This is a genomic window from Micromonospora echinaurantiaca, assembly GCF_900090235.1.
Lineage (GTDB): Bacteria > Actinomycetota > Actinomycetes > Mycobacteriales > Micromonosporaceae > Micromonospora > Micromonospora echinaurantiaca.
Window position 1 is genome coordinate 4,770,786 of record NZ_LT607750.1, and the last position, 21,797, is coordinate 4,792,582.

Consider the following 21,797-nt stretch of genomic DNA (forward strand, 5'->3'; position numbering starts at 1 on the left):
TCTTGAACGATCCAAATTAGATACGGCAGGATTGGATCGTTCAAGTTGCTGGAATGTTTCGCACTTTGCACCGCCTGGGGACCGCCTGTCAAGAGACCGGTCCGCCCGAGAAGGATCTGGAGCCCCACCGTGACCGAACGCCACCTGCAACCCCTGCTGCACGACCTGGTCGGGGCGGTGCACGCCCCCACCAGCGCGCTGGGGGACGCGGCCGGGCAGATCCGCCCGGTCGGTGTCCAGGGGGTCTTCCACGCCGACGCCCGGGTGCTCTCCCGTGCCGAGCTGCGGGTCGACGACCGCGAGCCGGAAGGGCTGGCCCGGGGCGCGGCCGGGCCGCACGGCGTGCGCTTCGTGACCCTGGCTCGCTGGCTCGGCGACCCCACCCCCGACCCGACCGTCCGGATCGACCGCACCCGCCGGCTCGAACCGGGCGGGCTCACCGAGGAAATCCGGGTCGTCTCCACCGCGTCCACGCCGGTCCGGGCCACGGTCAGCGTGCGGCTGGCGTGCGACCTGGCACCGATCGAGGTGGTCAAGTCCGGCGACGCCACCCCGGCGCTGCCGGCCCGGGCCGCAGGGCCGGGCGAGCTGACCTGGACGGCCGACGGGACGGTGGTCACCGTCACCGGCACCGACGCCGAGGTGCGCGCCGAGCCGGCCGAGACGCCCCGGCTCGCCTGGCCGGTCGAACTGGCGCCCGGCGCCGAGGTCACGTTGCGCTGGCGGCTACGGGTCACCGACTCCCGGGCGGCCGTGGTCAGCCCGCCGGCCGAGGTCGGCTGGGCACATCCGCGGGTCGACGCCGACGACCGGCGGCTGGTGCGGCTGCTCGACCGGGCGCTGGACGACCTGCGCGGGCTGCGGCTGGCCGACGCCGCCGCCCCGGCGGACGAGTTCCTCGGCGCCGGCGTGCCCTGGTTCCTCACCTTGTTCGGGCGGGACAGCCTCTGGGCCGCCCGGATGATGCTGCCGCTCGGCACCGACCTGGCCGCCGGCACGCTGCGGGTGCTGGCCCGCCGGCAGGGCACCCGGGTCGACCCGGCCACCGGCGAGGCCCCCGGCAAGATCCTGCACGAGCTGCGCCGGCACGAGATCGCCTTCGCCGGCGCCGGGCTGCGGCTGCCGCCGGCGTACTACGGCACCGTGGACGCCACCATGCTCTGGGTCAACCTGCTGCACGACGCCTGGCGCTGGGGGCTGCCCGCCGACCAGGTCGAGCCGCTGCTGCCGCCGCTGGAGGCGGCGCTGGGCTGGCTCGGCGAACACGCCGACGCCGACGGCGACGGCCTGATCGAGTACGTCGACACCACCGGGCACGGGCTGTCCAACCAGGGCTGGAAGGACTCCGGCGACGCGGTCCGGTTCCGCGACGGCCGGCTCGCGACCGCGCCGATCGTGCTGGCCGAGGTGCAGGGGTACGCGTACCAGGCCGCGGTCAACGCCGCCGACCTGCTGGACGCCTTCGGCCGCCCCGCCGCGGACCGCTGGCGCGGCTACGCCGACCGGCTCGCCCGGCGGTTCCGCGCCGCGTTCTGGGTCGACGGCCGCCACGGGCCGCAGCCGGCGCTCGCCCTGGACCGGGACAAGCGCCCGGTCGACTCGCTGACCAGCAACATCGGCCACCTGCTCGGCACCGGCCTGCTCACCGGCGACGAGGAGGCGCAGGTGGCCCGGCTGCTCGGCACCGAGGCGATGGCCGGCGGGTTCGGGCTGCGCACAATGTCGAGCGACGACGCCGGGTTCAGCCCGCTGTCGTACCACTGCGGGTCGATCTGGACCCACGACACCGCAATCGTGCTCGCCGGGCTGGCCCGGGCCGGGTTCCACGACACCGCGCTCGGCCTGGCCGACGGGCTGCTGGCCGCCGCCGAGGCGTTCGACTACCGGCTGCCCGAGCTGTACGGCGGCGACGACCGGTCGGTGCTCGGCCGGCCGGTGCCGTACCCGGCGGCGTGCCGGCCGCAGGCCTGGTCGGCGGCGGGGGCGGTGCTGCTGCTCCAGGCCGCCGCCGGACTCTACCCGGACGTGCCGGCCGGCCGGGTCACGGTGGCCCCGCTGGCCGGTCTGGGTGGGATCGCGGCCGAGGGCCTGCGGATCGCCGGCGCACCGGTCGCCGTCACCGTGGACCGGGCCGGCCACGCCACGGTGACCGGCCTGCCGTCCAGCCTGGCCATCGAGACGCCGACCCGCCCGGCGGTGCCCGCCCAGCGGCCCGCCGGCGCCCCGATCCCCCGCTGAGGGCCGCAGCCGTCCCGGCCGGCGGCGGCGACCCCACCGCCGGCCGGCGCGGTTCAGCCTGCGGCCGGAGCCAGTTCGGCGACCAGTTCGTCGTCCTCCATCGCCCCGGTGGGCCGGAAGCCGAGCGCCGTGTAGAGGCGAGCCGCGTCGGTGTTGTCGGGGTGGTACGAGAGCCGCACCGGCTCGCCCTGGGCGGCCAGCCAGCCGGCGAGGGTGGCCACGGCGGCGCGACCGACACCCCGGCCCTGCTCGGCGGCGTCGATGACCATGCCGCCGATCCAGCGGGAGCCGTCGTCGTCGACCCCCCACATGACGTGCCCGACCACCGTTTCGTCCGCGTACACGGCGAGCGAGGTCCACACCTCGGAACGCATGGTCAGCAGCAGGTAGCGGGCCGCCAGCGCGGGCACCCACTCCCGCTGGTCGTCCCGGGGGGCGACGTCGGCCACCGCCCGCCAGTTGTCGTCGTCCACCGGCCGCAGGGTGACCTGGCGCCCGGCCCGGTCCCGTTCTCCCGAATCGATCACCGGGGCAGCGTAGGGGCCGGCCGGGGACCGGGCCAGCGATTTCAGTCCAGCAGGGCGTCCAGGCCGACGGTCAGACCGGGGCGGTTGCGCACCGCGCGCACGGCCAGCAGCACGCCGGGCATGAACGAGGCCCGGTCGTACGAGTCGTGCCGGATGGTCAGCGTCTCGCCGGTGGTGCCGAAGAGCACCTCCTGGTGGGCGACCAGCCCGGTGGCGCGCACCGCGTGCACGCGTACCCCGTCGATGTCGGCGCCCCGGGCGCCGGCGACCTCGTCTTTGGTCGCGTCCGGCGCCGGCCCGAGCCCGGCCTCGGCGCGGACCGCGGCGATCAGCCGGGCGGTGTGCGTGGCGGTGCCGCTCGGCGCGTCCAGCTTGCGCGGGTGGTGCTGCTCGATGATCTCGACCGACTCGAAGTGCCGGGCCGCCCGCGCGGCGAACTGCATCATCAGCACCGCGCCGATGCCGAAGTTGGGCGCGATCACCACACCGACGCCGGGCTTGCGGGCCAGCCAGCCGCGCACCCGCTCCAGCCGCTGCTCGGTGAAGCCGGTGGTGCCGACCACCGCGTTGATGCCCTGGTCGATGCACCAGTGCAGGTTGTCCATGACGACGTCCGGAGTGGTGAAGTCCACGACCACCTCGGCACCGGCGTCGGAGGCGGCGAACAACCCGTCGCCCTGGTCGACCATGGCCACCAGCTCCATGTCGCCGGCCGCGTCGACGGCCTTGCACACCTCGACGCCCATCCGGCCCCGGGCGCCCAGCACACCGACCCGGATCGGCTCGGCCGCGCCCTTCTCCTGCTCGTCAGTCACGGGGCACAACCTATCCCAATCGGGACGACGTCACCCCGCGGGTGGGCCAGCGTCCCATCGGCGTCCGATCCGACCCGGCCCGCCGGCGCCGGGCCTTGGACCCGCCGGCCCGCCGGTGCCGGACCGACCCGCCACGGCCCGCCGGCGCCGGGCGAGCGGCGGTCGGGCGGTCAGCGGGCGGCGAAGTCGTGCTCGCCGAACGGGCCGACCACGGCCAGCGACATCGGCCGGCTCAGCAGCTCGGCGGCGAGGGTGTTGACGTCGTCCACGGTGACCGCGTCCACCCGGGTGAGCAGCTCGTCGACCGGCATCAGGTCGCCGTAGAGCAGCTCCCCCTTGGCCAGCCGGCTCATCCGCGAACCGGTGTCCTCCAGGCCGAGCACGAACGACCCCTTCGACATGCCCTTGCCCCGGGCGACCTCCGCCTCGGTCAACCCGTCGGCGGCCACCCGGGCCAGCTCGGCCCGGGTCAGCTCCAGCACCTCGTCGACCTTGCCCGGAGCGCAGCCGGCGTAGACCGCGAACAGGCCGGTGTCGGCGTACTGGCTGGCGTAGGAGTAGACCGAGTAGGCCAGGCCGCGGCGCTCCCGGATCTCCTGGAACAGCCGGCTCGACATGCCGCCGCCGAGCACGTTGTTGAGCACCCCGAGGGCGAACCGCCGCCCGTCGGTGCGGTCGATGCCGGGGGAGCCGAGGATGACGTGCGCCTGCTCGGTCTCCTTCGGCTCGACCAGGGTGGTCGGGAGCTTCGTCCGTACCGCCGGGGTGGCCGGCCGGTGCGGCGCCGGCGACGCCGGATCGGTGTCCAGCGGGGTGCCGCGCAGCGCCTGGCGGACCAGCTTGACCACGGCGGCGTGGTCCAGGTTGCCGGCGGCGGCGATGACGATCTGCGGCGCGACGTAGCGGCGCCGGTAGAAGCTCTGGATCTGCCGCCGGGTCATCGGGGTGACCGTCTGCTCGGTGCCGGAGATCAGCCGGCCGAGCGGGTGGTCACCGTAGACGGCCCGGGCGAACAGGTCGTGCACCTCGTCGCCGGGCTCGTCGTCGTGCATGGCGATCTCCTCGAGGATCACGCCCCGCTCGGTCTCCACGTCGGCCGGGTCGAGCACCGAGTCGGCGACCAGGTCGCACATCACGTCGATGGCCAGTGGCAGGTCCTCGTCGAGCACCCGCGCGTAGTAGCAGGTGTACTCCTTGGTGGTGAAGGCGTTGGTCTCGCCGCCCACCGCCTCGATCGCCGAGGAGATCTCCAGCGCGCTGCGCTTGCGGGTGCCCTTGAAGAGCAGGTGCTCCAGGAAGTGCGCGGCGCCGGACTGCGGGCCGGTCTCGTCCCGGGAGCCAACCGCGACCCAGATGCCGAACGACACGCTGCGCATCGCCGGAATCGCCTCGGTGAGCACGCGCAGCCCGCTGGGCAGCACGGTACGCCGTACCGTGCCGCCCAGCGGGTCGTCGCTCAGGGTCCGGGTCACCGCCCGGGCGGCACCGCCGCCGCGGGTAGCCCCGGCGGACGCGACCACCCCCCGTCGATCCGGCGGAAACGGCGCAGCTGCGGCCCGACTCACGTGGTGCTCCCAGATCGACGAGGGGTGGGTGGTGCGGTTGTCAGGCGTCAGCTGTGCCGGGTCCGGCGGCGCGGACGCTCGCCGCCCTCGCCACCCTCGCCCCGCTCCGGGCCACGGCCGCCCCGCTCGCCGCCGCGCTCGCGGTCACCCCGGTCGCGCGGGCCCCGGTCGCCCCGGTCCCGGCCGGCCGGCCGCTCGCCACCGGCGGCCTCGCCCTCGGCCGGCGCCTCGGCGCCCTCCGGGCGGACCTTGTCCAGGTAGATCTTGCCGCGCTGGTCGATGTCGGCGATCTCGACCTCGACCTTGTCGCCGACGTTGAGGAAGTCCTCGACCTTCTCGACCCGCTTGCCGTCGCCCACCTTGGAGATGTGCAGTAGACCGTCGCGGCCCGGCAGCAGCGAGACGAACGCGCCGAACGCGGCCGTCTTCACCACGGTGCCGAGGAACCGGTCGCCGACCTTGGGCAGGGTCGGGTTGGCGATCGCGTTGATCCGCTCCACCGCCGCCTGCGCCGACGGGCCGTTGGTGGCGCCGACGTAGATGGTGCCGTCGTCCTCGATGGAGATCTCGGCGCCGGTCTCGTCCTGGATGGCGTTGATGGTCTGCCCCTTCGGGCCGATCACCATGCCGATCTTGTCGACCGGGATCTTGACGGTGGTGACCCGCGGCGCGTAGTCGGACATCTCGGCCGGCGCCTCGATCGCCCGCTGCATCACGTCGAGGATGGTCTGCCGGGCCTCGTGGGCCTGCTGGAGCGCGGCGGCCAGCACGTCGGACGGGATGCCGTCGAGCTTGGTGTCGAGCTGCAACGCGGTCACGAAGTCCCGGGTGCCGGCGACCTTGAAGTCCATGTCGCCGAACGCGTCCTCGGCGCCGAGGATGTCGGTCAGCGTCACGTACTGGGTCTTGCCGTCGACCTCGTCGGAGATCAGGCCCATGGCGATGCCGGCGACCGGCGCCTTCAGCGGCACACCCGCGCTGAGCAGGCCCAGCGTCGAGGCGCAGACCGAGCCCATCGAGGTGGAGCCGTTGGAGCCGAGCGCCTCGGAGACCTGCCGGATGGCGTACGGGAACTCCTCGCGCGAGGGCAGCACCGGGATCAGCGCCCGCTCGGCGAGCGCGCCGTGGCCGATCTCGCGCCGCTTCGGCGAGCCGACCCGGCCGGTCTCACCGGTCGAGTACGGCGGGAAGTTGTAGTTGTGCATGTAGCGCTTGGACTTCTCCGGGGAGAGGGTGTCCAGCGACTGCTCCATGCGCAGCATGTTCAGCGTGGTGACGCCCAGGATCTGGGTCTCGCCCCGCTCGAACAGCGCCGAGCCGTGCACCCGCGGCAGCACGCCGACCTCGGCGGTCAGCGGGCGGATGTCCCGTGGGCCGCGGCCGTCGATGCGGACCTGCTCGCGCAGCACCCGGCTGCGGACCTCGGACTTGGTCAGCGACCGCAGCGCGGCGCTGAGCTCCTTCTCCCGGCCCTCGAAGCGCGGGCCGAGCTCCTCGGCCACCCGGGCCTTGATCCGGTCCAGGGCCTCCTCACGGTCGGCCTTGCCGGCGATCTTCAGGGCCTCGGCCACGTCGGCGCGGGCCAGCTCGGCCACCGCGTCGTACGCGTCGTCCTGGTAGTCCAGGAAGACCGGGAACTCGGCGACCGGCTTGGCGGCCACCTCGGCCAGCTCGCCCTGCGCCCGGCACAGCTCGCGGATGGCCGGCTTGGCGGCCTCCAGGCCGCTGGCCACGACCTCCTCGGTCGGGGCGGGGGCGCCGCCGGCGACCAGCTTCACGGTGTGGTCGGTGGCCTCGGCCTCGACCATCATGATCGCGACGTCGCCGTCGGGCAGCGCCCGGCCGGCCACCACCATGTCGAAGGTGGCCCGCTCCAGCTCCTCGTAGGTCGGGAAGGCGACCCACTGGCCGTCGACGTGGGCCATCCGGGTGGCCCCGATCGGGCCGGAGAACGGCAGGCCGGAGAGCTTGGTCGACATCGAGGCGGCGTTGATCGCCACCACGTCGTACGGGTGCTGCGGGTCGAGGGCCAGGACGGTCTCGACGACCTGGACCTCGTTGCGCAGGCCCTTGACGAACGACGGGCGCAGCGGCCGGTCGATCAGCCGGCAGGTGAGGATGGCGTCCTCGCTGGGCCGGCCCTCGCGGCGGAAGAACGAGCCGGGGATCCGGCCCGCGGCGTACATCCGCTCCTCCACGTCCACGGTCAGCGGGAAGAAGTCGAACTGCTCCTTGGGCTGCTTGCCCGCGGTGGTGGCGGAGAGGACCACCGTCTCGCCGAGCTGGGCGATGACGGAGCCGGCGGCCTGCCGGGCCAGCCGGCCGGTGGAGAAGGTGACCTCACGGGTGCCGAAGGACCCGTTGTCGATCACGGCGGTGCGGGACTGGGTGCCGAGGTTGGTCTCGGTCATGTGCGGTAGTGCTCCTTCGCATCGGGGGCCCACGACGCGGGGAGCTGCTCAGACGGCCGGTCTTCGATCGAAGCGCCCGGGTGGCGGCGAGATGCCGGGTGCCCGGGGGCCACTACCGGAGACCGGTACGCTGACCGGCTCCCTGTTCGGGTGGTCGCGCGGCCCTGTTCTTCTGTGGTGTGGAACGGGGGAGCGGCCTTGCGGCCACTCCCCCGTCACGTCACCGGCGCAGACCGAGCCGCTCGATGAGCGACCGGTAGCGGTTGATGTCCTTCTTCTGGACGTAGTTGAGCAGCCGACGGCGGCGGCCGACCAGCAGCAGCAGCCCGCGGCGGCTGTGGTGGTCGTGCTTGTGCACCTTCAGGTGCTCGGTGAGCTCCGCGATCCGCTTGGTCAGGACCGCGACCTGCACCTCCGGCGAACCGGTGTCGCCCTCGGCGGTCGCGTACTCCGCGCGGATCTTGGCCTTGGCTTCCTGGTCGAGCGCCATGTTCTCCCTGTTTCGTGGGTTGTTCGATGGTGTCCGTCGGATCGGTCAGGGGACCGGAGACGGACCGGTACCTCGCACCCGCGGCGTCGTGCAGGCACGCGAGGCCCCACGTCGGTCAGCCGACGTCTTCGCAAGACTACCAGCCCACCCGGGCCCCGGCCGGCCAAGGGCCGCGAACCGGGGCGTCCGCGCCCGGCGACCCGCCCGCCGAGCACGCTCAGCCGAGCGCCCGGCGGGTCCGCTCCACGTCCTGCTCGATCTGCGCGATCAGCGGCTCGACCGCGTCGAACCGGATCTGCCCCCGCAGGTGCGCCACGAAGTCCAGGGCCAGCCGTTCGCCGTAGAGGTCACCGGTGAAGTCCAGCGCGTACGCCTCCACCCGCCGCTCCCGCCCGGAGAAGGTCGGGTTGGTGCCGACCGACACCGCGGCGGCCAGCGGCTCACGCTGCCCGCGGCGCACCAACCGGGCCGCGTAGACGCCGTCGGCGGGCACCGCCGCGTACCGGTGGCAGAGCAGGTTGGCGGTGGGGAAGCCCAGCTCGCGGCCGCGTTGGTCGCCGCGGACCACCACCCCCTCCAGCCGGTGCGGGCGGCCCAGCGCGGCGGCCGCCGCGCCCACGTCGCCCGCGTCGACGCAGGAGCGGATGTAGGTGGAGGAGAAGACGGTGCCCGCCTCGGCGACCAGCGGACCGGCCTCCACGCCGAAGCCGAAGGTGCGGCCGAGCCGCTCCAGCAGCGCCACGTCGCCGGCGGCCCGGTGCCCGAAGCGGAAGTTGTCGCCCACCACCACCAGGGCCGCGTGCAGGTGCTCCACCAGCACGTCGTGCACGAACGCCTCGGCCGGCAGCCGGGAGAACTCCGGGGTGAACGGCACCACGCAGAGCACGTCGACGCCGAGCGCCTCGATCAGCTCCGCCTTGCGGGCCGGCTCGGTGAGCACCGCCGGGTGCGAGCCGGGACGGACCACCTCGGCCGGGTGCGGGTCGAAGGTGACCACCACCGACTTCACACCCAGCTCCCGGGCCCGGGCCACGGCGTGCCCGATGGTCGCCTGGTGCCCCCGGTGCACCCCGTCGAAGACGCCGATGGTGACGACCGACCGCCCCCAGCCTCCGGGCGCCGCGTCGTACCCCCGCCACCGCTGCATGCTGCTCCTGCTTCCTTTCACCGCTCACCCCTGTGCAGGGATGGGCGTGGTTGGATGATTCGCTCTCCGCCGTCGTTAGCCCGGCTAGAGTCCTGGATCGGCAGTCTGATCCGATGGCGATCGGCCCGTGCCCGCAAGATTCCCTTCACCCGCTTATGGGGGGTGTGGAGGGTGATGTCGGGGTCACCGTGTCTTCGCAGGACGTTGATCGCGGCGGCATGGTCCGCCTGCCACACGACCCCGCAACCGGTGCAGTGAAGCCGATCCCCGTCACGGTGGCCGAGGCCGCCGCATCGAGGACAAACTTGTGACGTGTAGGCGGCGTTTACCAGCACGAACGCAGAACCTCTGCGCTCCGACACATTCTCCAGCGCTTCGGCGGTGACACCCTTCGTCCATGCAGCGAGGCGCCGGCTCATGTTCTTGCCAAGCTTCTTGCGCCCGGCGAAAGTCTGGGTGAGGTCTTCGGCCACGACGAGGTTGGCCTTGTCGACCACGCTGTGGGCGGCTGTGAAGATCTCCGTCCGAATCTGGGCACGCCGCCGGGTAGCCTGTCGGTCCCGCTTTGCCGTGCCGAGGTTGTTCGCCTTGATGCGGGCGGCTTTGGCGTGCTTGCCACGCTGAGTGGCGTTGTTAGCGATCGAGCGAAGTTTCGCACGACGCCGGTTGCGCTGCGTCAGTCGGTCCGACGCGGCGGTCAGCAGCGCGCCTAGGTTGGCACCGTGGTGGTCGCCGTCGGAATCGGTGAGCGCTTCGGTGTAGCCCTTGTCGACACCAATTTTCCGGTCACCGCACGGTCGCCGCGACGACGGCATGTCCGCGGCGTCGTACTGGTAATGGACCTCGACGCGGCCGCCACGCAGGATCAGACGCAGCGTTCCCGACGGAGCGACTGTCGTGGACAGCGGAACCATGACCGGCTTGCGCGGTTCAAGGCCCGGGACGGCAAGCCACACGTTCCCGCCGTCGGTCAGGGTGTAGGTGCGCGCCTTATCGGCACGCACGATGATCTGGTCGTGGGTGTGGTTCTTGCCCCGCCGCCAGCGCCTACGCATCAGCCGGGACAGGTAGGCGTCCTCGGCCCACCGGTCGGCCTTCAGCAGGGCGAACAACCGCTTCCGCTCGACCGGATCAACCGTCCGTCGGGCGACCGTGCGACGAACGTCAGCCTTCGCGGCCTCGCGGTTCGCGGCGATGTCGGCCATCGCATCACGAAGGGTCTCCTTCCACGCGTTCGCCGGCACCCCGAACCGCCATGCGGCGCCGTCGGCCAGCCACCGATCGCGGACCTGCCGGTCCCGCAACGCCGCTCCGGCGACGGAGCCGAATCGCTGCCACACCACGGACCTGACCCGGCCAAGGCGCCGCGCCTGCTCTAGCAGAGCAACATACTTGCCCGGGTTGAGGCGAGCCGAGTAGGCGATGCGGGTGACCTTCACCGGCCACCGCCTGGCAACTCGTCTTTCAGGGCCCTCTCGAAGCGACGCAGACCGCGAAGGCGGCACGAGAAGGTGTGCACGATCGAAAGTAGATCCTCAACAAGCTCCTGCTGCGGCGATAACGACTCCTGGTTCGCCGCGATGATCTCGCAGTCGTTGCGGTTCGCGACATGCTCCAGGAAGTCGACCCCGAACCTGGCCAGTCGGTCTCGGTGCGCTACCACGATCGTGCTGACTTCGCCACGGTCCACGGCGTCCATGAGCGCGAGGAGCTTCTTGCGGCGCAGGTTCATGCCGCCGCCGATCTCGGACACCCACTCGTCGACCGCAAGTCCACGGGCGAGGCAGAACTGCTCCATGGCTGCGACCTGCGCGGCGAGATCATTCTTCTGACCTGGTGACGACACCCGGCAGTAGACGACGGTCCGACGGGCCTGTTCGGCGAAGTTGGGTCGGAGGACCTTCCGAACGTCGCTTTCGTCGAAGTACCGCTGCCCGGATGGGGTGCGTTTGCCTACGAGGCGCCCCTCGGACTCCCAGCGGCGCACAGTGCTCGTCGACCGCCCGATACGCTCCGCGAACTCTCCTATCCGATAGATCTTGCCCACATCAGCGAACTATACGCAACAGTAGACAAGAACTTCCCCACTGATCGGCCCCTCCTCCGCCGGGCGCAGGCTGAGCGACCTGGGGGCTCACCCTCCGGACCTCGCCCCGCCGTCAGGCCGGCGCGAGCACGATCTCCGCGCGGGCCCGACCGTCCCGCTCGCTGACGATAGCGATCAACGTGCCGGCCGGGTCGAAGACCGCGTAGGGGCCGGCGATCCCGACCGGGTCGAGCGGCCCGCCGTGGGAGAGCACCTTCGCCTCGTCCGCGCCGGCGTCGCGGCGCGGGAAGAACCGGTCGGCCGCCGCGGCCAGCGGCAGGTTGACCACCTCGGGCGCGCGCTGCTCCAGCTCGTCGAGGGTGGCGGCCTCGGCGAGGGTGAAACCGCCCACCGCGGTACGCCGCAGCGCGGTCAGGTGGCCACCGACCCCGAGCGCCAGCCCGGCGTCCCGGGCGATGGCCCGGATGTACGTCCCGGACGAGCAGTCCACGGCCACGTCCACGTCCACCACGTCGCCCGCACGGCGGATCGCCAGCACGTCGAGCCGGGACACGGTGACCCGGCGGGCTGGCAGCTCGACGCTCTCCCCCTCGCGCACCCGCTTGTACGCCCGCTGCCCGTCGATCTTGATGGCACTCACCGCGCTCGGCACCTGGTCGATCTCGCCGGTCAGCGCGGCCAGCGCGGCCCGGATCGCGTCGTCGGTGACCCGGCCGGCCGGGGTGGTGGCGATCACGTCGCCCTCGGCGTCGTCGGTGACGGTGGCCTGGCCGAGCCGGATGGTGCCGGTGTAGCCCTTGCCCGCGCCGATCACGTACGTCAGCAGCCGGGTGGCCCGGCCCACCCCGATCACCAGCACCCCGGTGGCCATCGGGTCGAGCGTGCCGCCGTGGCCCACCCGGCGGGTCCGGGCCAGCCGGCGGATCCGCGCCACCACGTCGTGCGACGTCATGCCGCCAGGCTTGTCGACCACGATCAGACCGTCTGTGCTCACGACCCCCAAGCCTGCCAGACGGCACCCGACCGGCCCGCGCCGCCGTACCCGGTGCGGATTGCCGACCAGCGGCTCAGCGCACCGCGCCGACCACGGCCCAGCCGCCGGAGCGCAGCCGCAGCAGCAGGGCGGCCAGTCGGAGCACGATGAACAGGGTCAGCCCGGCCCAGATCCCGCCCAGCCCGAGATCCAGGCCGTACGCCAGCCAGATCGCCGGCAGGAACCCGCCGAGCGCCGACACCACGGTGAGGTTGCGCAGGTAGCGCACGTCCCCGGCGCCGATCAGCACGCCGTCGAGGGCGAAGACCACCCCGGCCAGCGGCTGCATCGCGACGAACCACGGCCAGGCCACCATGGCCTGCTCGCGTACCTGCGGATCGGAGCTGAACCAGCCGGGAACCACGCCCGCTCCGGCGGCGATCAGCACCGCGAACACCACCCCGCAGGCCCCGCCGAGCAGCGCGACCCGGCGGGCCAGCGCGCGGGCGCCGACCGCGTCGCCGGCCCCGAGGGCGGCGCCGACCAGCGACTGGGCGGCGATGGCCAGCGCGTCGAGCACCAGCGCGGTGAAGAACCACAGTTGCAGGGCGATCTGGTGCGCGCCGACCGACGCGGCGCCGAACCGGGCGGCGACCGCCGTGGCGGACAGGAAGCTGGCCTGGAACGCCACGCCCCGGATCAGCAGGTCGCGGCTGAGCACCAGCTGGTGCCGGATCAGCCGCGGCCGGGGCCGCAGGGCGATCCGCTCGCCGACCAGCGCGGCGGCGAACAGCCCGCCGGAGATGGTCTGGGCGATCGCGTTGGCCACCGCCGAGCCGGCCAGGCCGAGCCCCACCGGATAGACCAGCACCGGGCAGAGCACCGCCGAGAGCAGGTTGGGGCCGAGCACGAACCACAGCGGCCGGCGGGTGTCCTGGATGCCGCGCAGCCAGCCGTTGCCGGCCGCGGCGAGCAGCAGGCCGGGGGCGCCGAGCGCCGCGATCCGCAGCCACTGCGCCGCGGCGTCGGCCACCTCGCCGGTGCCCCCGGCGAGGGTACGCGCCAGCGCGCCCCCGCCGAGCTGCATGCCGACCGCGACCAGCAGCCCGACGCCGAGCGCCAGCCAGGACGCCTGCACCCCCTCGGCCACCGCCGCGGCCCGGTCGCCGGCCCCGAACCGTCGCGCCGAACGACCCGTGGTGCCGTACGCGACCACGGTGCCGAGCCAGGCGGTGAGGGTCATCACGGTGCCGCCGACGGCGAGCGCGGCCAGCGGCACCCGGCCGAGGTGCCCCACCACGGCGGTGTCGACCAGCACGTAGAGCGGTTCCGCGGCCAACACGACGAGGGCCGGCAGGGCGAGCGCGGCGATCCGGCGGGGTGACGCCGACCGCGTCGCGGTGAGGGTGTCCTGGCTCATCGCCGCCGATCCTGACATGGCAGGGGTAAGGAGTGCAAGGGGCACGATCACTTACCGGCGCGGAGGTGGACGACGGTCACGGCACCGAGCAGCAGCGCTCCCCCGACGAACGCCGACGCGGGCATCGTCTCGCCGATGAGCCATCCGGCGAGCAGCACCGCGGTGAGCGGCTCCACCAGGGTCGCCAGCGCGGCGCTGCCACCGGTGGTGGTGCGCAGCCCGGCGTAGAACAGCACGTACGCCAGCGCGGTGGTGACCACCCCGAGGTAGACCAGCAGGCCGACGGGCACGGCCCGGGCCGGGACGTCGAGCCCGTCGAGCACCGCGACCGGCGCCAGCACCAGGGCGCCGACCACGGCGGACACCGTGGTGAGCGTCAGCGCGGCGACCCGCTGCGCGGCGTGCCGGCTCAGCACGGTGCTGGCGGCGTAGCCGACGCCGGAGCCGAACGCGGCGAGCAGGCCGAGCAGCGGTCGCGGCGCGTCGGCGCTCGGCTGCCCGGCCGACACCGTGATGAGCACGAGGCCGACCAGGCCGGTCACCAGGGCGCCCAGCAGGCCGCGCTCGGGCAGCCGCCGGGCGCGCAGCGTCTCCCAGCCGAAGACGAGGACGGGGGCGACCCCCAGGCTGACCAGGGTGGCCACGCCGACCCCGCCCGCCGCCACGGCGACGAAGTACAGCGCCTGGTAGGCGCCGAGGCCGACCCCGACCAGGACCGGGACCACCGGCGCCGACCGCAGCGCGGCCAGCATCGGGCCCAGCCGGCCGGCCAGCAGCGCGACGAGCACCACCGCGCCGATGGCCAGCCGGTAGAAGCCGATGCCGGTCGGCGTCAGCGCGGTGGACTGACGCAGCAGTTGAACGGCGACCCCGGTGGTGCCCCACAGGGCGGCGGCACCGGTGATGGACAGCAGGCCGACCCGCAGATCGGCCGAGGACGCCGGGCGTCGGCGAGCGGTGGGCAGGGTTGGCAGGGACGGAGAACGAAAGGATCGGGACATGCGTGCGCTCCAGGAGGATCGAGCCGCGGACAGATCGACATCTGTCGGAGCGCAGGCACGACGAGCAGAACCGTGGACCCCTCAGCGGGACGCGGCGGGAAACCCGTCACCCGGGCAGGCAGCCGTACGGGACCGGCGGTCACCCCACGGACGGGGGGACGCACACCGGCGGCGTGGCGCTCCGATCAGGAGCGCGGTGGGGGCAGCAGGCCCGGACGGCACGACATACCGGGGACACTAACGCACGCCTGCCGGCGCGATCATCCGTACCTCCCGCATGGCGGACACCGGCGGCCGGGCCCGGGCGGCGGCGACCCGGACGTGGAGCGGCGGCCGCCCGGAGGTGGCGGCGGTTCCGACGCGGGGCAGCGGATCGGGTCTCATCCCGGGGGTAGTGCGGCGAGCCAGCCGCGCACCTCGGCGCGGCTGCGGAGCCGGACCACCGGCAGCTCGGGCGCCCAGGCCCGCACGCCGCGCAGCAGCCGGGGGCGGGAGTCGAGGTGGATCAGCGGAAGGTCGAGCCGCCGCGCGACCTCGCGGGCGAGGGTGCTCTTGCCGGCACCCGGGCTACCGGCGACGAGGATGCGGTGCACCCGTGGACGGTAGCCACGCAGGCGCCCGGGCGGGAAGCACGACCGGGTGGCCGAGGGCCTGACCGGCCGGCGCCGAAGCTCACGGTGCCCGGCGGCCGGGCGGGCTGGGCGGCACCGGTCACGATGCCGGTGGGCCAGGTGGGGCGGTGACGTCGTCGGCGTGCGACGTCGGCGGCGTCACCGCCGGTCGGTCAGCGTCACTGACGGGTGTCCATCGACGTCTGCAGCGCGCGGCGCATCTGCTCGCGGGCCTCGTCGGTGGTCTCGGGCTTGGGCTTGTTCGGCATGGTGGTGATCCCCTTCCAGGGTGCGAGCCACCGACGGACGGCAGCTCTCACGGGCGGTCGTGCTGAGCGCCCGGCCAGCGGTCCGGGGTCACCGAAGCGGCTGGTGGGGCAGCGTGAGCCCGGGTCGGTCGACCCTGGAGGGAGGCGGCGCCGGGTGTGGCCCCACCGCCCACGGCCGCCGCCACGCCCGGCGCCGGCCGTTTCCCAAGCTATCGTTCAGGTCCACATGCTGCCCAAGGTTCCCGCCATTCGGACCTGATCAGGTCAGCGGGCCAGGAAGTGCCAGCCCAGCCACCACCAGAAGCCGAAGAGCCCGATCCGGCCGACCGGCACCGAGCCCACCTCGTACCGCATCACGTACGCGCACACCTCGCCCAGCGTGGGGATGCGCGAGCCCTCCCGGCGGGCGAGCCACTCGACGGCGGCGAAGAGCAGCAGCGCGATCAGGAAGCCCGCGATGGCCAGGGTCCGCATCATCGCCGCACCAGCCCCCAGAACGCGGAGAGCCAGACCAGCCAGCCCGCCGAGCGGACCAGTTGGTCCTCCAGCAGCGGGTCGGCCAACCGGGAGAAGGTGGGGAACTCGTCACCCGCGGCGAGCACGAAGGTGGCCCCCTCGAAGACGCCGAAGACCACCACCGGCAGGGTCCACCAGATCGCCCCGGAACCGAGCCGGAACGGTGCCGGCCGCCGGGGCACCCGGTTGCTCAGGCCCAGCCAGATCAGCACGCCGCCGGTGCCGAGGGTGTACAGATTCGCCTCCGTCGAGAAGGACGGGAACCGACCGCCGACCAGGGAGAGGCAGACCAGCACCGGGACGGCCACGGCGGGCCGGTCCCAGGCGCGGGGCGCGTCGACGGTGAGGTCGTGGGGCTGCTCCATCCCGCAATTCTCCCCGCCGTCACCAAACGCGGAAAGGTCAACACTCCCCGGAGCTGTCCCTGATCTATCCGCTCGCCACGCGCACCGGACACGCCGCCCGTGTTGATCGCGCCGCACGCGCCGCCTTCGTCGGCCACCGCACGCACCGCCCGTGTCTGGTCAGCGGGCGCGCGCCAGCCACGACACCGCACCCACGCTCCGCCGGCCGCGCCGCACGCGCCGGACCGCGCCGCCGTCAGGCGTTGGTCGGCTTCAGCAGCGCGCCGGGCAGTTCGGCCCGGATCCCGTCGACCACCTCGTCCACGGTCCCCCGGCCGGTGAAGCCGGCGGCGAACCGGTGCCCGCCGCCGCCGAGGGCAACAGCCACCCGGCTCACGTCGACCGCGCCCTTGCTGCGCAGCGACACCGCCCACTCGCCGGTGGTGGTCTGCTTGACCACGCAGCTCACGTCGGCCTCGGCCGTACACCGGACCGAGTCGATGAGCGCCTCCAGCACGTACGGCCGCTGGTCGTGCCGGGCCAGGTCGTCCTGGGTGGCGTAGGTCCAGACCAGACCGTGCCCGCCGGCCGCGGCCGGCTCCAGCCGGGCCCGGCCGAGCACCTCGCCGAAGAGCCGGACGGCGCCGAAGGGCCGGGTGTCGAAGACCCGCCGGGAGATGTCCCCGGGGCGGATGCCGGTGGCCAGCAGCCGGGCCGCCATCTGGTGCACCGCCGGGGTGGTGGCCTCGAACCGGAACGAGCCGGTGTCGGTGGTCAGCGCCACGTAGAGGCACTCGGCGATGCCGGCGTCCAGCGGCACGTCCAGCCGGGCCAGCAGTTCCTCGGCGACCACCGAGGTGGCCGCGGCCCGGGGGTCCACCAGGTTGACGTCGCCGAAGCCGGTGTTGGACGCGTGGTGGTCGAGCACCACCGCCGCGCCCGCGCCGGTCAGCCGGTCGGCCAGCTCGCCGAGGCGCGACTCGCTCGCCGCGTCGAAGCAGACCACCAGCTCCGGGTCCGGGTACGCCTCGGTGGCCGGCACCAGCAGGTCGAGCCCGGGCAGCCCGCGGAACGGCTCGGGCACCTCCGGCGGGCCGGGGAACGTCGCCTGCAACCGGCGTACGCCGAGCCGGCGCAGCCCGAGGCCGAAGCCGAGCATGCTGCCGAGCGCGTCGCCGTCCGGGTTGACGTGGCAGATCAGCAGCACCCGGGCGTCGGCCGGTAGCTGTCGTACGGCCGCCACGGCCGCCGTCCAGTCGGCCTCGGTGGGCCCGGCGTCGGCCGGAGGCGCCGCCGTGACGACGGCGCTGCCGGGCTGGCTGGCGGCGTCGGTCACCGCCGGTCCCCGCCCCGGGGCGGGGTCTCGTCCTCGGCGTCCTCGCCAACGGCGTCGGCGTCCTCGGACTCCTCCTCCAGCCGGTACGGCTGGGCCTCGCCCGCGTACTCGGCCCGGGCGGCCAGCCGCTGCACCTCGGCGTCGGCGTTGCGGGCCGCCGCGAGCAGGTCGTCGATGTGCTTGACCTGGTCCTGCACGTCGTCGAGGACGAACGTCAGGGTCGGCGAGTGCCGCAGCCCGAGCGCCTTGCCCACCGTGCTGCGCAGCATGCCCTTGGCGCTCTCCAGCGCGGCGGCGGTGCTGGACTGGGCCGCGGCGTCACCGAGCACGGTGTAGAAGACCGTGGCGTCGCGCAGGTCGGCGGTGATCCGGGCGTCGGTGATGGTGATCATCCCGAGCCGCGGGTCCTTGATCTGGCTCCGCACCACCGACGCGACCAGTTCGCGAATGCGCTCCGCGTGCCGGCGTACCCTGGCCGGATCCGTCATCTCCGCCACCTCCACGGCGTCCCGCTCCCGGCCGGGCGACGACGCCCGTGGCGCCGCCGGAGCCGACCGGCCAACATCTCGAACACTACCCGCGCGGCCCGGACCGCCGCGCGGCACCGGGTGGCCCGAGCCGGCACCCGCCGGGGTCAGTCCTCCGCGCCGTAGAGCCGGCGGCGCACCGACAGCAGCTCGGTCTCGGGACGACCGGCGACCAGCCGCTCGCAGGAGTCGAGCACCTCGCGGACGTGGGCCGCCTCGGCGGCCACCACGGCCACCCCGATCTGCGCCCGACCGTGCAGGTCGAGCGCGCCCACCTCGGCGGCGGACACCTCGAAGCGGCGCAGCGCCGCGACGATCGGGCGTACGTATGATCTCTTGGCCTTGAGCGACCGGGAGTCGCCCGGCAGCAGCAGGTCGAAGACCGCGGTTCCGGTGAACATCGCCCCGGACGATACCGGGACGTACCCCCACATGATCAAGGGGTTTACGCCTTCCGGCGTAAACCCCTTGATCAGTGCGTCACCTCGGGATCAGGCGCGCGGCTTCTCCCGCATCTCGAAGGTCTCGATGATGTCGCCGACCTGGACGTTGTTGTAGCCACCCAGAGTCAGACCACACTCGAAGCCCTCGCGGACCTCCGTCGCGTCGTCCTTGAACCGCTTGAGCGAGTTGATCGTGAGGTTGTCCGCCACGACCGACCCGTCCCGCAGCAGCCGCGCCTTGGCGTTGCGGCGGATGAGACCGGAGCGGACGATGCAACCGGCGATGTTGCCGATCTTGGACGAGCGGAACACGTCGCGGATCTCCGCGCTGCCCAGCTCGACCTCCTCGTACTCCGGCTTGAGCAGGCCCTTGAGCGCCGCGTCGATCTCCTCGATGGCCTGGTAGATGACCGTGTAGTACCGGATCTCCACGCCCTCGCGGTCGGCGATCTCGCGGACCTTGTTGGCCGCCCGGACGTTGAAGCCGATGATCGTGACCGCCTCGGACGAGGCGCTCGCGAGCATGACGTCGCTCTCGGTGATCGCGCCGACGCCCCGGTGGATGATCCTGAGCTGGACCTCCTCGGGGATGTCGAGGTTGAACAGCGCGTCCTCGAGCGCCTCCACCGAACCGGAGACGTCGCCCTTGAGCACCAGGTTGAGCGAGGTCTTCTCGCCCTCCTTGAGCTGCTCCATGAGCGTCTCGAGGGTGGCCCGGCCCCGGGAGTTGGCGAATGCCGCCGCCCGCCGCCGTGCCTGCCGCTGCTCGGCGATCTGCCGCACCGTGCGGTCGTCCTCGGCCGCCAGGAACGTGTCGCCGGCACCGGGCACCGCGGTCAGACCGAGCACCAGCACCGGACGCGCCGGCCCGGCCTCGGCGACCTGGTTGCCGTTCTCGTCGAGCATCGCGCGGACCCGGCCGTGCGCCCCGCCGGCGACGATCGAGTCGCCCGCCCGCAGGGTGCCCTTCTGCACCAGCACCGTCGCCACCGCACCGCGGCCCTTGTCCAGGTGCGCCTCGATGGCCACACCCTGCGCCGGCCCGTCGATCGGAGCGGTCAGCTCCAGCGACGCGTCGGCGGTCAGCAGGACGGCCTCGAGCAGGTCGTCGATGCCGATGCCCGGCTTGGCGGCCACGTTGACGAACATCGTGTCGCCGCCGTACTCCTCGGCGACCAGGCCGTACTCGGTCAGCTGCTGGCGGACCTTGTCCGGGTTCGCCTCCGGCTTGTCGACCTTGTTGACCGCCACCACGATCGGCACGTCGGCCGCCTTGGCGTGGTTGAGCGCCTCGATCGTCTGCGGCATCACGCCGTCGTCGGCCGCGACCACCAGGATCACGATGTCGGTGACCTGGGCACCACGGGCACGCATGGCGGTGAACGCCTCGTGACCCGGGGTGTCGATGAAGGTGATCGCCCGGTCCTCGCCCTCGTGCGGGACGTGGACCTGGTAGGCGCCGATGTGCTGGGTGATGCCACCCGCCTCGCCGGCCACCACGTTCGCCTTGCGGATCGCGTCGAGCAGCTTGGTCTTACCGTGGTCGACGTGACCCATGACGGTCACCACCGGCGGCCGGCTGACCAGGCGGTCCTCGTCGACCTCGGCGTCGAGGTCGATGTTGAACTGCGCGAGCAGCTCGCGGTCCTCGTCCTCCGGGCTGACGATCTGCACGTTGAAGCCGAGGTGCTCACCCAGCAGCAGCAGGGTGTCGTCGGAGCACGACTGGGTCGCGGTGACCATCTCGCCCAGGTTGAACATCTCCTGGACCAGCGAACCCGGATTGGCGTTGATCTTGTCGGCGAAGTCCGACAGCGAGGCGCCACGGGAGAGCCGGACGACCTGACCCTGACCCCGGGGAGCACCCGAGCTCATGGTCGGGGCCGACAGGTTGTCGAACTCCTGTCTGCGCTGCTTCTTGGACTTGCGACCGCGGGTCGGCTTGCCGCCCGGACGCCCGAAGGCACCCGCGGCGCCGCCGCCACGGCCACGACCGCCACCACCGGGACGACCCGCGCCACCGGCCGGAGCGCCGGGGCGGAAGCCACCACCGGCACCGCCGCCGGGGCCACCGCGGTAACCGCCGCCACCGCCGGCGCCACCGCCACCGGGGCCGCCACGGTAACCGCCGCCGCCGCCACCGCCACCGGGGCCGCCGCGGAAACCACCGCCGCCACCGGGACGACCGGCACCGCCGCCGGGCCGACCCGCGCCGGGGCCGCCGGGGCGACCGGGACGCTGGCTCGGCATGGAGGCCGGGCTGGGCCGGGGCGGCATGGACGCCGGGCTCGGCCGCGGCGGCATCCCGGCCGGGCTCGGCCGCGGACCACCCGCACCGGCGGCCGGCGGCCGCTGCTGCTGGCCGCCCTGGATACCGAACGGGTTGTTACCGGCGCCACGCGCCGGCGGACGACCGCCCGGACGGCCACCCGGACCCTGGGCCGGGCCGGGACGACCAGCGGTCGCCGGACCCGGACGGGGCGGGATCGCGTTCGGACCCGGTCGCGGACCGGGCCGGGGACCACCCTCGGCCGGGGGCTCCCGGCGGACGTTCTCGCGCTGCTGCTGGCGGGCGGCCTGCGCGGCCTTGACCGCGGCCTCCTGCTCAGCCTTCAGCGCGGCGGCACGCGCCTCGGCGGCCGCCACCTCGATGTCGTGGGCACTCGCCGGCTTGGCGACCGGAGCCGCCGGCTGCGGCGGACCGGGCACCGGCCCCTTCGGCTTCGGACCGGGCGCCGCCGGCCGCCGGGGCGGCGTCGGCTTCGCGGTGATCCGGGGCTCGCCGGGGGTCGGCGCCGGAGACGGCGCCGGAGCCGGGGACGGCGCGGCCGCCGGCGAGGCGGCCGGGGCCGGCGCGCCGGCGGAAGCGACGAATGCGCTGCGCAGCCGTCGGGCGACGGGCGCCTCGACGGTGCTCGACGCGGACTTGACGAACTCGCCCATCTCCTTGAGCTTGGCGAGAACGGTCTTGCTTTCGACCCCGAGCTCCTTAGCAAGCTCGTGTACGCGGGCCTTACCTGCCACTGCACTCCTCACTCCGAGGTCGTGCGGGCAGCACCCGCAGCGACCTCACTCGTGCACTTGAAGCCTGGTCATTTCTGCGACTTCATCGTGTGC

At 73.6% G+C, this 21,797-nt stretch carries 19 protein-coding genes; 1 reads left to right on the forward strand and 18 read right to left on the reverse strand.

All coding sequences use genetic code 11. From position 1 onward, the window contains the following. Positions 1–129 precede the first annotated feature (129 nt). Entirely contained in the window at positions 130–2,238 is a 2,109-nt protein-coding gene (locus GA0070609_RS21370) for an amylo-alpha-1,6-glucosidase (protein ID WP_088995425.1), read from the forward strand. Positions 2,239–2,291: 53 nt separating this feature from the next. Here the strand turns inward: GA0070609_RS21370 and GA0070609_RS21375 are convergent, their stop codons facing one another. The 18 genes from GA0070609_RS21375 to infB all read right to left on the reverse strand — a co-directional run bounded on the left by GA0070609_RS21375 (position 2,292) and on the right by infB (position 21,704). Further along, positions 2,292–2,765 carry a GNAT family N-acetyltransferase gene (locus GA0070609_RS21375; protein ID WP_088995426.1) on the reverse strand — a complete coding sequence of 158 codons (474 nt, stop codon included), beginning with the start codon at positions 2,763–2,765 and terminating at the stop codon, positions 2,292–2,294. Positions 2,766–2,806: 41 nt separating this feature from the next. Beyond that, on the reverse strand, positions 2,807–3,580 hold the full coding sequence (dapB, locus tag GA0070609_RS21380; protein WP_088995427.1) for a 4-hydroxy-tetrahydrodipicolinate reductase: 774 nt from the start codon (positions 3,578–3,580) through the stop codon (positions 2,807–2,809). 170 nt (positions 3,581–3,750) lie between these two features. Beyond that, entirely contained in the window at positions 3,751–5,145 is a 1,395-nt protein-coding gene (locus tag GA0070609_RS21385) for a M16 family metallopeptidase (RefSeq protein WP_088995428.1), read from the reverse strand. 47 nt (positions 5,146–5,192) lie between these two features. Beyond that, complete coding sequence (locus GA0070609_RS21390; RefSeq protein ID WP_088995429.1) at positions 5,193–7,556, reverse strand: polyribonucleotide nucleotidyltransferase; 2,364 nt, start codon at positions 7,554–7,556, stop codon at positions 5,193–5,195. A gap of 220 nt (positions 7,557–7,776) precedes the next feature. Next, complete coding sequence (gene rpsO / locus GA0070609_RS21395; protein ID WP_043962418.1) at positions 7,777–8,046, reverse strand: 30S ribosomal protein S15; 270 nt, start codon at positions 8,044–8,046, stop codon at positions 7,777–7,779. A 217-nt stretch (positions 8,047–8,263) separates the two neighbouring features. Further along, a complete protein-coding gene (locus GA0070609_RS21400) occupies positions 8,264–9,193 on the reverse strand; it encodes a bifunctional riboflavin kinase/FAD synthetase (protein ID WP_088995430.1) in 930 nt (309 codons plus the stop codon). A gap of 17 nt (positions 9,194–9,210) precedes the next feature. Further along, positions 9,211–10,632 carry an RNA-guided endonuclease TnpB family protein gene (locus GA0070609_RS21405; RefSeq protein WP_088995431.1) on the reverse strand — a complete coding sequence of 474 codons (1,422 nt, stop codon included), beginning with the start codon at positions 10,630–10,632 and terminating at the stop codon, positions 9,211–9,213. Beyond that, positions 10,629–11,240: an IS607 family transposase gene (locus GA0070609_RS21410; protein WP_088995432.1), complete on the reverse strand. Its 612-nt coding sequence runs from the start codon at positions 11,238–11,240 to the stop codon at positions 10,629–10,631. Before GA0070609_RS21410 ends, GA0070609_RS21405 begins: the two co-directional genes overlap by 4 nt. Before the next feature lie 112 nt (positions 11,241–11,352). Beyond that, entirely contained in the window at positions 11,353–12,234 is an 882-nt protein-coding gene (truB, locus tag GA0070609_RS21415) for a tRNA pseudouridine(55) synthase TruB (RefSeq protein WP_088995433.1), read from the reverse strand. A 73-nt stretch (positions 12,235–12,307) separates the two neighbouring features. After that, entirely contained in the window at positions 12,308–13,633 is a 1,326-nt protein-coding gene (locus GA0070609_RS21420) for an MATE family efflux transporter (protein ID WP_088995434.1), read from the reverse strand. Between the two features lie 47 nt (positions 13,634–13,680). Continuing rightward, positions 13,681–14,634, reverse strand: coding sequence for a DMT family transporter (locus tag GA0070609_RS21425; protein WP_088995435.1), 954 nt, complete (start codon positions 14,632–14,634; stop codon positions 13,681–13,683). A 380-nt stretch (positions 14,635–15,014) separates the two neighbouring features. Continuing rightward, the gene (locus GA0070609_RS33945; protein WP_088995436.1) at positions 15,015–15,227 is read right to left on the reverse strand and encodes an AAA family ATPase; all 213 of its coding nucleotides are present in this window, start codon (positions 15,225–15,227) and stop codon (positions 15,015–15,017) included. 551 nt (positions 15,228–15,778) lie between these two features. Further along, on the reverse strand, positions 15,779–15,988 hold the full coding sequence (locus GA0070609_RS21435; protein ID WP_172899541.1) for a DUF6186 family protein: 210 nt from the start codon (positions 15,986–15,988) through the stop codon (positions 15,779–15,781). Beyond that, a complete protein-coding gene (locus GA0070609_RS21440) occupies positions 15,988–16,395 on the reverse strand; it encodes a hypothetical protein (protein ID WP_088995438.1) in 408 nt (135 codons plus the stop codon). Before GA0070609_RS21440 ends, GA0070609_RS21435 begins: the two co-directional genes overlap by 1 nt. Before the next feature lie 235 nt (positions 16,396–16,630). Next, complete coding sequence (locus GA0070609_RS21445; RefSeq protein WP_231928908.1) at positions 16,631–17,617, reverse strand: DHH family phosphoesterase; 987 nt, start codon at positions 17,615–17,617, stop codon at positions 16,631–16,633. 89 nt (positions 17,618–17,706) lie between these two features. Beyond that, complete coding sequence (rbfA, locus tag GA0070609_RS21450; protein ID WP_088997886.1) at positions 17,707–18,198, reverse strand: 30S ribosome-binding factor RbfA; 492 nt, start codon at positions 18,196–18,198, stop codon at positions 17,707–17,709. A 146-nt stretch (positions 18,199–18,344) separates the two neighbouring features. Continuing rightward, entirely contained in the window at positions 18,345–18,638 is a 294-nt protein-coding gene (locus GA0070609_RS21455) for a DUF503 domain-containing protein (RefSeq protein ID WP_088995440.1), read from the reverse strand. A gap of 90 nt (positions 18,639–18,728) precedes the next feature. Continuing rightward, entirely contained in the window at positions 18,729–21,704 is a 2,976-nt protein-coding gene (gene infB / locus GA0070609_RS21460; protein ID WP_088995441.1) for a translation initiation factor IF-2, read from the reverse strand. Positions 21,705–21,797 lie beyond the last annotated feature (93 nt).

Excerpts from the sequence above, each read along its gene's own strand:
- rbfA (WP_088997886.1), bottom strand. The coding sequence starts at position 18,198 with ATGACGGATCCGGCCAGGGTACGCCGGCACGCGGAGCGCATTCGCGAA.
- GA0070609_RS21435 (WP_172899541.1), bottom strand. The coding sequence starts at position 15,988 with ATGCGGACCCTGGCCATCGCGGGCTTCCTGATCGCGCTGCTGCTCTTC.
- rpsO (WP_043962418.1), bottom strand. The coding sequence starts at position 8,046 with ATGGCGCTCGACCAGGAAGCCAAGGCCAAGATCCGCGCGGAGTACGCG.
- GA0070609_RS21420 (WP_088995434.1), bottom strand. The coding sequence starts at position 13,633 with ATGAGCCAGGACACCCTCACCGCGACGCGGTCGGCGTCACCCCGCCGG.
- GA0070609_RS21400 (WP_088995430.1), bottom strand. The coding sequence starts at position 9,193 with ATGCAGCGGTGGCGGGGGTACGACGCGGCGCCCGGAGGCTGGGGGCGG.
- GA0070609_RS21440 (WP_088995438.1), bottom strand. The coding sequence starts at position 16,395 with ATGGAGCAGCCCCACGACCTCACCGTCGACGCGCCCCGCGCCTGGGAC.
- GA0070609_RS21390 (WP_088995429.1), bottom strand. The coding sequence starts at position 7,556 with ATGACCGAGACCAACCTCGGCACCCAGTCCCGCACCGCCGTGATCGAC.
- GA0070609_RS21455 (WP_088995440.1), bottom strand. The coding sequence starts at position 18,638 with ATGTTCACCGGAACCGCGGTCTTCGACCTGCTGCTGCCGGGCGACTCC.
- GA0070609_RS21425 (WP_088995435.1), bottom strand. The coding sequence starts at position 14,634 with ATGTCCCGATCCTTTCGTTCTCCGTCCCTGCCAACCCTGCCCACCGCT.